The 13,554-nt window shown below is 59.3% G+C and carries 5 protein-coding genes and 2 pseudogenes; 2 read left to right on the top strand and 5 right to left on the bottom strand.

Features of this window, described 5'->3' with window-relative positions; translation table 11 throughout:
* Positions 1–109 precede the first annotated feature (109 nt).
* A pseudogene (locus tag AB6804_RS30750) lies at positions 110–620 on the bottom strand (transposase); the annotation flags it as partial.
* Between the two features lie 52 nt (positions 621–672).
* Here AB6804_RS30750 and AB6804_RS30745 point away from each other — a divergent pair.
* A pseudogene (locus AB6804_RS30745) lies at positions 673–854 on the top strand (integrase); the annotation flags it as partial.
* Positions 855–1,192: 338 nt separating this feature from the next.
* Here AB6804_RS30745 and AB6804_RS30740 read toward each other — a convergent pair.
* Positions 1,193–4,477: an adenylate/guanylate cyclase domain-containing protein gene (locus AB6804_RS30740; RefSeq protein ID WP_370889664.1), complete on the bottom strand. Its 3,285-nt coding sequence runs from the start codon at positions 4,475–4,477 to the stop codon at positions 1,193–1,195.
* 302 nt (positions 4,478–4,779) lie between these two features.
* Between AB6804_RS30740 and AB6804_RS30735 the strand changes: the two genes are divergently transcribed.
* Positions 4,780–7,017, top strand: a complete 2,238-nt coding sequence (locus tag AB6804_RS30735; RefSeq protein ID WP_370889663.1) for a SulP family inorganic anion transporter — start codon at positions 4,780–4,782, stop codon at positions 7,015–7,017.
* Positions 7,018–8,613: 1,596 nt separating this feature from the next.
* On the opposite strand, the gene AB6804_RS30730 is transcribed toward AB6804_RS30735, so the two are convergent.
* Genes AB6804_RS30730 through AB6804_RS30720 form a run of 3 tightly spaced genes read right to left on the bottom strand, consistent with a single transcriptional unit; the run spans position 8,614 to position 11,905 of the window.
* The gene (locus AB6804_RS30730) at positions 8,614–9,450 is read right to left on the bottom strand and encodes a plasmid partitioning protein RepB C-terminal domain-containing protein (RefSeq protein ID WP_370889662.1); all 837 of its coding nucleotides are present in this window, start codon (positions 9,448–9,450) and stop codon (positions 8,614–8,616) included.
* Complete coding sequence (locus AB6804_RS30725) at positions 9,447–10,346, bottom strand: plasmid partitioning protein RepB C-terminal domain-containing protein (RefSeq protein ID WP_370889661.1); 900 nt, start codon at positions 10,344–10,346, stop codon at positions 9,447–9,449. The genes AB6804_RS30730 and AB6804_RS30725 overlap by 4 nt, the downstream gene beginning before the upstream one ends.
* Positions 10,343–11,905 (bottom strand): recombinase family protein, encoded by a 1,563-nt coding sequence (locus AB6804_RS30720; RefSeq protein WP_370889660.1) that lies wholly within the window; start codon positions 11,903–11,905, stop codon positions 10,343–10,345. Before AB6804_RS30720 ends, AB6804_RS30725 begins: the two co-directional genes overlap by 4 nt.
* Between the last annotated feature and the right edge of the window lie 1,649 nt (positions 11,906–13,554).

The raw sequence follows: 13,554 nt of genomic DNA, 5'->3' as shown, positions 1-13,554 counted from the left end.
CTAAAGCCCGTCGACCTGGCGCCGCCGGTGGCTCATCGTCTACGGCGGCTGCGCCGCCTTCGACTCCTCACCACCGGCCAAAACGATCGTCAACGACCGGCCAAAACAATTGTCGCTGCCCAACCTCCACCAGCACCTCGTCGGTGACCGTGGAAATCAGATCGGGCGACACCTGCAGCCCGTACAGCTCCAGCAAATGGCCCTGAATCTCGCTCACGCTCATGCCGCGCGCATACATGCTGATGACGTGGTCATCGAAGCCCGGCAGTCGGCGTTGATACTTGCCCACCAATTGCGGCTCGAATGTCGCTTGCCGGTCGCGCGGAATATCCAGCATCAGTTCGCCATTGGGCGTCAGCACCGTCTTGGAGCTGGTGCCGTTGCGGTGATTTGCCGGACTGGCCTTGCTCGGTCTCGGCTTCCAGATGGTGGCTCAGCTCGGCCGCAAGCATGCGCTCGGCCAGCTGTTTCTTGAGTTGGCCGGCCAGACCTGATTCGCCCAGGACCGCCTCAGCATCCTTGCCTTGCACCTGGGCCAGCAACTGGTCGATCAGCTCATCGGGAAACAGCTTCGGTGCCTTCGGGTTCTTACTCTTCTTTGTCACGGTTGATTCGGTCATAGGACGTTATTTCCCTTATCGTCTCATGACCTCGGCACACAGAAAATCTGACAGGCTCTTCGCCAGGTTTCTCGGGCGCTCACCTTACACGGCCGCCGTCGAGGACTTGCGCCGCTACCAGGTGTCGATAGCGGCACATCGGCGGTGTCGCTAAACCACGCGATTACCGGGCTGAAGTTCTTCTTCACGGTCACGCTCGACCGACCCGAGCTGATGGTCAGGATGCAACCGGTGCGCGTCATCATCGCGAGTGCACGACTACACCGCTTTGCTACGGCGTCAGCGTCCCTCCGACACCCCGCCTGAGCGCGCCGTATCCAGCACCACTGACGATCCCGGTCTACCAATCGTCATAGCCGCGAACCCGCCAATCGCAGTGGGGCACTCCGCGGTTTCCTCCATCGGGGTTATTCGACGCCTGCCAACACGCGCAGAGGCACCGTCACATTCCTGTGATCGATGGCAAGCATCGAATAACCTTTAACGGCATGAGCCAATCACGGATGATGGGCCAATCACCAGTCCCTCGTCACGGATGGCAGTTACCGCGATGTTTTGGGAAAGCACTGCAGCTACGCGGCGAGGAATTCGTTTACGGCGACGAAGTAACTCTTGAACCCGGCATCCCGAAGTACCGCGCCGACGCGCTCGAGTTCAAGCCGCGTTGCCTTGTCAATCTGGCCTTGCAGGCAAAGGGCGAGCACACGGCCGCGCGCCGCGAACAGCTCCGCCCAAGGCAGCGGCTCGACCCGCGTGTATTGCTCCAGCTCCGTCACGTAGCGCAGCGCGCCGGACGCGTCGCCGACCGAGAGCATCGCTTCGATGGCGTCGCGGTAGAACCACAGGTGATTGTGACCGACCGCCCCGAGACGCAGTAGTTCGGCACCCTTCACCAGGAAATGTATGCGCTCGGCGTCGTCCTCCACCGCACGGCACAACGCGCCGACTGCCTTGGGGGCGCAGAACTGCATGCCCACCTCGCCACAGATCGCCAGCGCTTCATGCAGCAGGCTCACGGCGTCTTTCCGGCGGCCGCAATCAAGCAGCACGCGCGCCTGCATCTCTATGTTTTGCGCCTCGAAGCGGCGCGCTCCCAGTTGTTGGATCAGTTGCATCTCCTGCTGGAGATGGATCTGGGTCGCCTGCAAATCGCCCATTTCGAGGCAGGCAAAGACACTCAGCGTCTCGCCAAGCATCTGCGCGCGTGGCTGTCCAACGAGCGTTGCTGCACGCACTGCGGCAACCGCGTCCTTATGCGCTTGCGGCGCTTCGTTGAGGTACATCCGGCTGAAACCCTGCATTGGGCGATTCGCAACCTCGATGCGGCCGAGGCCGTGTTCCCGACTCAACGAAACGCAACGGCTGAAGTGTTCGAAAGCCGTCCGCATTCGCCCCTGCGCATAGGCTGCGTCTGCAAGCCCGCCGAGAGCGCGCGCCTCCGCTTCAGGAACGCCCACGCGCCGCGCATAAGAAAGCCCTCGCTCATGCTCGGCGCGGCATTCCTCGATTTTGCCGAGGGGAAATAGGATGTTTCCACGCAGGTGGTGCAGGCGCGCAAGTTCCAACACCATGTCATCGCGCTGCGCCACTTCCTGGGCCGATTCCAGCAGAATGAGGGCCTCAGCAAGACCTTCGTTGACCCGTAAGCCCTCTGCGAGCCCGAGCTGCGACCGGCATACGCCTGCTTCGTCCGGCGCAACGGCCAATGCTGCCCGGTACGTGTCTAGCGACGCCGCAATATCGCCCAGGTCCCGTTGCAGTTCGCCTTTGAGGCACATGAGCGCGTGGCGATCCGCGTCCTTTTTCGCGATTTCGAGGCCTCGTTCGATCAGGCGTACCGCCGCTTCAATAAAGTAGGCCGTGCGTTGGGCGGCGGCCGCGTCGAGATACGCCTGCGGGGCGCGGCTATCGTCGGCGCGATCGAGATGCCGGGCGTACAGCACGGGGTCGGTAGCCGCGAACCAGTCGGCGGCTCGCCGGTGCAATTCGCGCCGACGCGTTCGCAGCAGCGTCGAGTAGGCACCTTCCTGAATCAACGCGTGCGCGAACAGGAGATCGTCGCCTTCCGGTACAACAAGCGCATTGGCGACCAGAGCATCGCAAACGTACTCGGGTTCATCAATGAGCCGCCGCAACAACGCCACGTCGAAGCGCTGTCCGATCACCGCAGCCGCCTGAAATGCTTGGCGGTCCGGCAGGGTCAGCCGGTCCATGCGTGCCAGCACTAGGCTTTGGATCGAGGCGGGGACAGTCTCACCACTACCCTCTTCGGCGTTGCGCAGGAGCTGTTCGAGGAATAGCGGGTTGCCGCCCGCGCGCTCGATGCAGGTGAGCGCTACACGCTGGCTGGCGTCAATGAAGTCTCCCGCAAGGCTCAATGCCTCGTCTCTTCGCAATGGCCCGAGATCGATGGTGGCAAACGGCGTACCGCGACAGCGCATTCGCCAGGCGGCGTCGAGTGGATCGCCTTCCACACGCGATGTCATCACGAGCACGCCCGGGCCGTTGGCAACGCCCGAGGCGAAAGCCGCGAGGTCGTCGAGTACCTGCGGGTCGGCCCAATGGACGTCCTCGACGACAATCATGACCGGCCCGTTCCGGCATGCATCTTCAGTCAGCGTCGCGATGAGCGCCTGCTTGCCTCGTTTGCGCGCGGCGTGTGCCATCGCATCAAAGAGGGCCCGCCATTCACCGGATTGCGGCAGATCGAGGAGATCATGGAGAAAAACGATCTGCCCAGGCTTGACGACGCCGGCCGAGACGACACGCTCGACCGCGGTGCTTAGCTCGGCGCCACCTGCGGTGGGCGACAGCCCCAGCATGCTGCCGATGACTGCTCGCACCGGATCCTGACCTTTGCCGACCCCGAAATCCAGCACGAGGCCGCGATGAATCTCAAATCCCTGCGTCTGCGCGACGCCGCGCATTTCATTGACAAGCCGTGTCTTCCCGATGCCCGCATCGCCACGAACATACACGACATGGCCTGCTCGCCCGGAGAGCGATGCGCGGACAATCCCATGGAATTGCTCGAGTTCAGCGTTTCGTCCGACGAAGCGGCCGCGGCTGACAGTCAATGGCTCGCCCGCCATGCTGCGCAGCCGCCATACTCGTACCGGAGTATCGATACCCTTGAAGCGCATGTCGTCGAGCGGGTCGCAGACTGCGTAGTTGCCGAGCGCGCGGCGGACGCCGTCGGAAACCAAGGTCTCGCGGCTCTTGGCCGCTGCCACGAGCCGTGCGGCGAGATTGACCGGATTGCCGTGCACCGTGTAGTCTTGCCCGTCGGCACGTCCGAGCGCGCCCGCGACTACCTCACCACTGGCAATCCCCACGTGCGCCTGCAAAGGACGCGATGCCTGCGCGTTAAGCTGAGCCAGCGCGTCGTGAATATCCAGCGCGGCGCGCGCCGCGCGCAGGGTATCGGAATCGTGCGCGCGCGGAGCACCGAACAGCGCCATGACGGCATCGCCGATGTGCTTGTCGATCGTACCGCCGTAAGCCAGCACGATACCGTCAACAAGCGCGGTATAGCGGCCGACGACTTCGCGCAATTCTTCCGGATCGAGCGACTGGGACAGCGCGGTAAAGCCGCACAGATCAGCAAATAGAATGGTGACCTGTCTGCGCTCATTCGCTTGCGCCTCGACCACGGACGGCGTCGCGCAAGACGCCGCCGTAGCCAGTTCGGAAATGGACAACAGCATGCGCTTGCGGTGGCCAAGCGAATGAACCCCGAGCTCCTTCAGATCTGCATCGGTCAGCCGGGGCAACATTGGGAAGTCGACGTCGTTGTCGGCAAATGTGCGCGCGTATTGCTCAAGCCCCAACAGACTCAGCCATCGTTCGATATTCATGACCGTCACCGAAAGCCGTTTCTCGAAGCGGCCATCCTCGTTGGGGCGCACGCGGCTCGGTTCTCCTCCCTGCTCAAAACATATCTGTCCGCCTTAAACAAAATCAGACGAATTGACGCCGCACGTTTTGCAGCATCGAACCGACACCAGTCTGTTCCCTGTTCCGTGTCCGACGTCTGTCCGTGAATACACAGTGTAGGCGTCACGCAAGCAATTTGACACGGCCGAAACCCGCGGCGGATACTGAATCGCTCTTCCAGCGACGTCCGAAGCACGCCCACCTGCATTCGTCGGGGAGTACCGTGAAGCCAGACACGACCGGTTCAGCAACCGCCGTGCGCACCAGCTCCCGCTCTTGCCTCTCCGGTTTGCTCGGTGACCTGGCTGGCGGCGCAGTATCGACGCTCGTCATGCTCTGCTATGCAATGAGCCTCGGCACGATGATCTTCAGTGCGGATCTTGCCCGCTATGCCGAACTGGGCGTGCCAACCGCGCTCGTCAGTTGCGTCGTGACCGCGCTGGTCATCGCGCTCATGAGTTCAATGCGCCTGAATATCGCGGGGCCCGACAGCAATGCAACAGCGTTTCTCGCGGGCGTCGCGGCAGGAGTCGCCAGCAGCGTGCGAGCGGACGGAGGATCGACGCAGACCGTCCTGTTGACCGTGCTGATGGCCATCGCGCTGTGTTCAGTGGTGACGGGTACTATCCTTTACGCGATTGGTTCGTCGAGGCGCAGCCGCTCGTTGCAGTTCTTGCCCTATCCCGTTGTAGGCGGATTCCTGGCCGGCACGGGCTACCTGTTGTTGTCGGGAGCGTTTCGCGTACTGACCGGCGAGCCACTGCACTGGCGCACGCTGGTGTTCCTGATGCATCTCCACTGGCTCGCCTGGATGCCTGCCGTGCTCGTCGGGGCACTCATCACGGTTCTGATGCGCAGCTGGAGACACGCGGCCGCGCTGCCGCTGGTGCTGGTGTTCGGTATCGCGCTTTTCTACTTCCTGCTGCACATCGACGGCCTGTCGATCGATGACGCGCGCAAGATGGGACTGTTACTTCCTCATGCGGGATTGCGTTCGAGCCAGATTCCCGCGTTTCACCTGCCCGGGCCGCTCGTGCATGGCAACGTCGATTGGGCGGCCATCGGTGCACACCTGCCCGAGACGCTCGTGGTTACGTCAGCGTCGGCAATCACCATTCTGATGAATTCGACCGCGATCGGCGCGGCGACAGGCGAGGATATCGACCTGAATCGCGAGATGCGGGCTGCGGGTATCGCCAACCTTGCGAGCGGGATGCTGGGTGGAATGGTCGGCTATCAATCGTTTAACCGGTCGATGCTCAACTCGCGCGCGGGCGCGACAAGCCGGATGTCTGGCGTGTTCGCGGCCCTCGCGTGCCTGCTTTTGCTAGTCATCTCGCCAGACTTCGTCGCGCTGTTCCCCGTGCCAGTGCTCGTCGGGCTTCAGCTCTTCATGGGACTACGCCTGTTGATCCAGTGGCTGGTTGGTGCATACCGGAAGCTCGACTGGTACGAATATCTCCTTGTTCCCATTATTCTCGGCATCACCGCTCTCTATGGCGTTGTTACTGGCGTGGTGGCGGGCGTCGTCGCCGCGTGCGTGATGTTCGCGTTGCTCTATGGCCGCGTCAGTTGCGTGCGCATGGAGTTCGATGCCGGCACCCGGACATCGAACGTCGAGCGCAGCATCGAGGACACCCAGCGACTCCGCGAGCTCGACACGCAGGTATGCGGGACGTGCCTGCAAGGATTCCTGTTCTTCGGCACGGCCAATTCGGTTCTGCAGCGCGTGCGTGAACGGCTAGCCACGCGCGGTCCCGTGCCGGCGCGTTTTGTGGTGCTCGACTTTGCTGCCACAAGCGGGATGGACGCGTCCATATCGGTCAGTTTCGTTAAGCTCAGACAGCTTTGTGCAACGATAGGCGCAGATTTAGTATTGACGGGATTGCCGCCGCGCTCGCGTGAGCTGCTTGTGAGAACCGGTACGCTAAATCTGCAGATACGCGAATTTGCAACCTTGGATGCAGGCCTGGAATGGATCGAAGAGAAGCTGCTTGCGCCGGGTGTCCTTGCCCCGCATCAGGAGGAGGACAATTTCCCCGCAATGCTCGCGGCGCATTTCACACCACACTGCCTGGAAAAGCTAGCTGCAAGCATGGACGTGCGCGATCTGGACGCCCGGCAGCCGCTGTTCCTTCGCTGGGAGCCGGGTGACGCCCTGTACATCGTCGAGCGCGGGCGTGTTGCCGTATGGCTGCAGCTTGCGGACGGCCGGTCGGTTCGGCTGCGCTCGTTCGGGCCCGGTACGGTGGTCGGCGAAATGGCGGTGTACACGCAGAATCGGCGCAGCGCTGATGTGCTCGCCGAAGTGCCCACGCGTGTCAGGCGCCTGTCACTTGAGACGCTGCTTGCACTCGAGCAGGAGGATCCCGTAACCGCGCAGCAGTTCCATCGCTTTCTCGTCAAGACGATTGCTTCACGGCTAGCGGTCGCGGATGAAGCACTGCGCGCAGCCTATTGACCGGCAAACCGGCATCTAGTGCATGTCGGCGTAAAAATTTCGGACACCGCGACGTCCCGCGCGGGCTTTGTCAACTTACCGAGAGCAAGCCGGCACGAAGCCGGTGTGACGCCCTCTTAGAAAGCGAATAACGGGTTTTGGGTGACGCTTTTTCCTGCCGTCTTTCCGGCTCAGTCTCGACAAGTTGACAAAGCCCCGTCTTGTTGAATTGAGCCATCACCGCGATTTGACAGAGCTTGCCACGCCATTTTCACCGAACGAGGCAACTTAATGGAGCCCACGCCTCGGAATGTCCGCATGAACCCGTCGCTGCGGGACGGTCTTCGCCGATTTTTGAGACCCGCGTCATTTTGCCGAAAACGAGTGCGCACGGGCGGGAACCAAGCCGCCTAAACACCTGCCGCGGGCAACGATCGTCTGAAGGCGGCGCAGGCGGCGCAGGCGGCGCAGGCGGCAGTGCACGGTACCCCAAAGTCGGGATCGAGAGGGTAATCATATAGTGCAACTAACGACACGACTAAGGAACGCTTCAAGACGCCGCTGTTCGGATAACTCTCAATCTCGTAGCGGCTCGATTTTCCGCGACAACTCGACGAACGCGACGGCGATCACCCTCTCCCCTTGTGAACGTTCCTTGCCGTCTAACAGCAGCGTCTCACCGATGTTCCGCGGCTGTACTGCCGTCTATCGAGCGGTCTGAGAATCGGCCTTTGCGGACGTTCAACGATCGTCATTCAAACGGCAGTTTAAGGATCTCTACCGGCGGTTCGTCGGGTGTGTATGATGATCGTGCAACGGTCGTTTCATCATGCAGGCCTGCCTCCGTCCTAAAGGGCAGCGGTGTTGCAAGCGTCGGTCACCGTAGATACCCGCGTCGACGGGGATACGTCAAGCCGTTGTTTGCGGCCACGCTATCGGATTGAATCTGTCGGTAGCCGCCGTGTGACGCGGATTCTCGCTTCCCACCGCCCGTGTTACAAGTCGGCTCCTCAGAAAATCGTTGAGCCATCCGTTTGGTTCGCGAAATGGAGCGTTTCGCACTCCTGCGTCGACCATGCCACCTCAAACGGATATTCTTTATTCATAAACCTTAGAGCCGCCCGGCATCAACAGACGTGACTGACAACGTAAGCTCGGAAATATCAAACCGCTATGCTCAATTCAGACGACCAGTCGGACGCGGACGACATCCTCATACACTGCGTCTGTTATTTGGTTTCGGCCACGCTTGCTTCGTACGCACTGACACGGTCTTGGTCGCTGCCGCACCTCGTTGAATCGGCGCGTTTATGGCAGACGCGGCACGGCAAATCGCTCGACTGGTTGACCAGAATCAAATTGGGACAGATCGCACTGAGGCTCTGCAGGGAGCGCGTCAAGGAAGGAATCGCTTGCCCGCCCGTTCAGTGCCTTTTTACCGAGACGCTGGCACTGAAGCTCGAAAGTCCTGTCGTGACCGAGTTATGGGACCGCTGCCGTGAAGCACTCGGTCACCGCTAGGTCGATGTCGGGCTCGGCGCTGCAAACGCTGATTTGCACTTCACAGCAGTTACGATTGCTCAAGGGAAACGGACTCAAGAATCAATTCAAATTCTTTCACAAGGTCCGGGTTGTGGTCAGTAGGTACCGCATTACTTCTTCGTTCTCTAGTAATTTTGCGAGGTAACCCCGAGCGAGAACAAGGTTCAGAACATCCTGCCCGAAACTCTGCTCCGCTAGCTTGTACCTGCCTTGCAAGTTGTTCATCTCGCGCTCCATCCTCGCGATCTGCTCTTGACTAGCTGCGATTCGACGCGGACGCCGTCGGGCATCGACAAGACGGTCTGTAGGTGTTGCAGCCAAGAGAGCTTCCGCGTAAGTGGCGCTGACATTGTTGGCGGCCAGCATCAACTCGATACACTCGACCTGACGTGTTGCCTTCATCTTGCGTAGCACCCGCGATAAACTTGGCGAGAATTGCTGGTCTTTCAAAAGTTCTATCGCCTCAGGGCAGATTCCGTCCAACAATGTCGCCTTACTGATGATGTGGGAGAGATTGACGCCAAGTGCTTTGGCTAATCGTTCCGGCGAAGCACCCCTTTCCATAGCTCGGCGAATCATATAATGTTCTTGCAGGGCCGACAGTCGGTTGACCCGATTGTTATATGTGTACCCCTCGTCGTCAGTCGAAACCAGGCACGCAGCGTGCGGGTTGCCAAGCATACGCAGCGCTATAAGTCTGAGATGGCCGTCTAGCAAAACGAATCCGCCAAGTTTCTTATCCTCTGGCATGACGGATAGGGGCTCAATTAGGCCAACCTCGTCAATCGACGAGACGATCTGCTTGAACTTCCGTGAGTTGACCAGTCCGGCCGTCGGTTGCTTCGATGGTAAGACCGACTCCAAGGGAACGCTTATTGGCTCAGGGATAAAGCCTAGGTGCACTCGGCTCATGCTGCGCTCCCTGGCCACACGCGGTCCGCCAAGTACCTTGGCAATGACCCGATCGCCTCTGCCCGTAAAAGATTGACGAAGTTGTCGTCGGCGAACAATTGGCGGAGCGCTTCAACAATGAACAAAAGTCGCTGCTGCGCGAAGTCTGCTTTTCGGACAAGCGCCTGTTGCCGTTTTGCTTCGTTTTGGTAAGTCCTAACAAGACCGCTAGCCGTCAGAGTGGATCTTTTTCCCGGCGGCTTATGAACGATCGACCGCCCGAGCAATTGGCGCTTCTCAATTAGATGGCGAGCGCGAACGAGTTGGCGTCCACGAAGCTGACCGCTTTCGTACGCTTCCTGCAGAGCGCTTTGTACGGCCGCATCGTCGTCACCGGCGCGAACGATTGACAGCGCAGCGTTTAACGGAATCGCCCCGCTCTCGACCGATACAAGAAGGCGCTCCTCGCCGTGCTTTAGAAGGGTGAGTATGCCCTGTATGTACGAAGCGGTAAGTCCCGTCTTGTCAGAAATGGCTTTCGCTGCATAGCCTCTATCGGCCAGTTGCCGAATGCCGTAAAGAAGCTCAAGAGGGCGATATTGTCGACGTGCGATGTTCTCGGCGAGGCTCATGATAAGCGCGTCTTCGTCATCCGCGTCAATCACGAGAGCCGGAATCTCTCGCTCGCCTAACGAAGTGAAGGCCGTCAAGCGGCCTTCGCCACAAATGAGGACGAAGCGTTCAGTGCCATCAGAGGCAAGCCGGGGGGTAACGACAATCGGCTTCTTCAGTCCGATCGCCTTTATGTTCCCAACAATCTCTTCGAATACCCGACTGTTTCGGTCTCGGTGATTTACTACTTCTATCCGGTCGATGGGAATTGTTCGAATAACAAGGGGATTCGAGTCTGGTCTCATGCCACTCTCCGTAGACGAGCCCTTTGAGCCATCCGGTACAGGTATTCGAGTGTGTCGAAGCGGTAGGTCTCAAGTTCGACGGAGTTGCGCTCCGCTAGATGGATGTCTCGCTTCCCAAAATCGAGCCGCGGCAGCAGGTAATAGTCGTAGGGAGCTTCGTTACCATCCTTCATCCTGACGGCGACTGTGATGTCTGGAAGTAAGCTTGCGTCGAAGCGAACCTTCCACCTACGCTTTGCAAGCCCAACGTACTGACAACGTGCCAGCACTATTGAAACGGTGAACTCCCGATTGACCGATAGCACGTCCGTTGCTGGATCCCTCACAGTCTCACCACCAAGCTTCGCAATCAGCCTCTCGGTTTCGTTGATGATCTCCGGGTGCAGTCTACGAAGCAGTCGGTTGATCTCGACGTACTGGTAGTCACGATCTGGCGTGAAGCCAACGGCTTGATACGCCCTTACCAAGCTACCAAATCGAAAAGAATAGACAGAAGACGAAGGCATGCCTTCAGCTTCATCGATTACAATGCCTGACAGAAATCCGCGGGATTTATAGAGCTGCCTTAACCGTTCCAACAGTTCCTCGTTGGAGTAGCGGCGTGCACGGGCTCGCAAGATTCCCTGAGCCATGTAGAACACGTCTGGCGGTACCACTGATTCGAAGGCTCCATCTTTCCTAATCCACATCTCCGGCGGATTCGCCACTCTGAGCTTTTTCAGCTTGAACGACACTCGGTTGTAGATATTGTTGCCGATGTACTTCTGGTTCGCAAGAATCTCGTGAACAGTGGCCTTGGTCCAAACACGGTCGAGATCAGTTCTGACGTTCATCGCGTTCAATCTTCCCGCGATATGCGCCTCCGTTAGCGACTCCTCGATGAACCACTGATACATTAAGCGCACGATCCTCGTTTCACTCTCGGGACCAGGGACTAGGACCACTCGGTCTGTTTGCAAGCTCTTCCTTTCGCCGCGAGCAAGTTCCGACTTCACTAGCCCACTTTGGTCGAGCAGCACCCGTGTCAGGCCAAAACCCGCCAGTCCGCCTTGTCGGAAACCCATTTCAACCAGCCGGCATTGGCCGGCGAAGACTTTTGTAGACAGCTCGCGACTGTATTCTCCCGCCATGGCCCGCTTCACACCCTTCACTATGGTCGAAACGGGCGAGCCATCGTTCTCAAACTGCTCCGCGCAATAAACCACGTTGATTCCCGCGCGCCTGCATACGTATTCGTAATAGGCGCTTTCGTCTGCGTCCTGAAAGCGTCCCCAACGACTGACGTCATATACCAATATCACGTTGAAGTCGGCGGAACGAGCTTCCACATCCCGAATCAGGCGCTGCAGCGCAGCGCGCCCGTCCAAGCGGAGGCCGCTCTTTCCTTCATCAGCGTACGTTGCAACGACTGTGAGGTGGTGCCGACTCGCGTATTCTCGGATCTTTGATCGCTGATTCTCAGTTGAGTACTGTTGATGCTCGGTCGACATGCGAACATATTCTGCCGCTCGCCGCGGTGAGCTGGCTTCGCCTATCGATGAGTCGAGATCGCCTGCCATTCCCATAGCGCTTCCAATAAGCAGTTGCCCGTCTTGGACGCAGTGCGGCCCTCGCACCCTAGCACTCATTCCTGTGGGAGAAGCTTCGGAGCGCTTCGCGTCGAAACCAGAGTAGCAGCGCGTCACACGTCACGGCACGAGTCATCTATTTGCAACGTTTCGGTAAATTGCCCTGCCGTAGCTCTGAGTACCGTCAAGTCAACAATCCACGTGTTCATTTTTGCGCGCGATCGAGTTGCGATAGCAGTCAGCACATAGGTCCCCGAGTAGAGGGGTGATACGCGTGATGAGACATCCATCTTTGCAGAAGTCGAGACCTTGGCCCGGCGCTCTTTTTGATGCTCTCGATTGTGTGCCACGTAATCCGGATGCTTTCGGCGATAGACTTTCCAGTAATCGGGGTTCCGAGCACGCCAGTCAGCGCTGGCTCTAAGTTGATTCTCTCGGTAGTCCAGGTCAGACTGCAGTCGCTCCCGCTGCCAGATTCTCCTACGTGCGCGCTGGCACTCATCCCGAGAGCAGAAACGCTGAGAAGGTGACTGTGGGCGTATCTTGAATCGTCTTTTGCAGTTGCCGCAGCGACGGAACACGTCCATCTTTGTCTCCCAATCTAAGTCCGACGCAACGTTGCCTCCCGCCGATCCAACATCAATGTTTTTCGCGTTCAGCGTGGGCTGCGGTAATCTGTCGATGGTTTTTTGAACCGTTAGCTACATATTCGCGACGCCAGCACGGCTACAGTAGGCCGTCGAGTTGCAACGCACTCTTCATCGGTGGGCGGCCGCCAGCCGATGTTAAGAGCGTCACAGCAATTGCATACTTCGCGTTGATAGGTGTGAACTAACGACAAGCACGCTTGCATATTCCGGCCAACTGCAGCCATACGATGAACGCGCACCAAGAAAGGGGGGACGATAGAGCATCGCATCCGATCTCGGGGATCCTTGGGCGGCTGTGCTCGCTCTGGTCGCCGATACGCGCGCCACGTGGTCGCGATCGCGGCCGCGCAACCTCCAGCGACTGCGCAACCCGACCGGACCCCGCGATACACGCTGGCCGCCGCCGAGGCACGGACGTGCGGCGTCGCGCGGAAGCCACCAGCGGGCGCGACATCGTCGTTTTCTGTTTGCCTGATGGCGGACGTGAGGCAGTAAGCCGCTAGCGTACCTCCCTTCCAAGTCTATTGGTAAGGACTGGCTCACAAACACAGCGGGAAGTTCAGACGTGCGCTAAGCTCGCGCAGCGGCAGATCTCTTCCATTCCTTGTCGACGTGATCGCCGGATCAAGCCGTTTGCCAGAGTCGGCCATTGCCATCGTTCGAGCATCGGCTTTCGTCAGGCATCTGACCGCCGCTTTCCGGCCGTTCCCACGTCAGCCTGTCTCGAATGACCGGTCACGCCGTCCGCCAATGAGAACTTGCGACCCGCAAGGGACGTTCAAATCCGCCCGAAGCGGTCACTCACGTTATCCCGTCACCGACTTCATGCTCACATTCTCGATCTCTTGCCAATAACCTGAGGTATGCTGCCGTTTCCGCAGGGGTTCCTATCAAGCACCGTTGTATAACAAATAAAATGCCTCTTTTGAATTCTCAGTGGGTGGTTTGGCGGGTCAAGGGCGAGCGTAAGGTCCGCGCAGCGAACCCTTG

The organism is Caballeronia sp. RCC_10, from assembly GCF_041360715.1.
GTDB lineage: Bacteria > Pseudomonadota > Gammaproteobacteria > Burkholderiales > Burkholderiaceae > Caballeronia > Caballeronia grimmiae.
Note: the sequence above shows the minus strand (reverse complement) of the source record. Positions and strands in the feature narration are given on the sequence as shown.

Excerpts from the sequence above, each read along its gene's own strand:
- AB6804_RS30740 (WP_370889664.1), bottom strand. The coding sequence starts at position 4,477 with ATGAATATCGAACGATGGCTGAGTCTGTTGGGGCTTGAGCAATACGCG.
- AB6804_RS30730 (WP_370889662.1), bottom strand. The coding sequence starts at position 9,450 with ATGAGCCGAGTGCACCTAGGCTTTATCCCTGAGCCAATAAGCGTTCCC.
- AB6804_RS30725 (WP_370889661.1), bottom strand. The coding sequence starts at position 10,346 with ATGAGACCAGACTCGAATCCCCTTGTTATTCGAACAATTCCCATCGAC.
- AB6804_RS30720 (WP_370889660.1), bottom strand. The coding sequence starts at position 11,905 with ATGGCAGGCGATCTCGACTCATCGATAGGCGAAGCCAGCTCACCGCGG.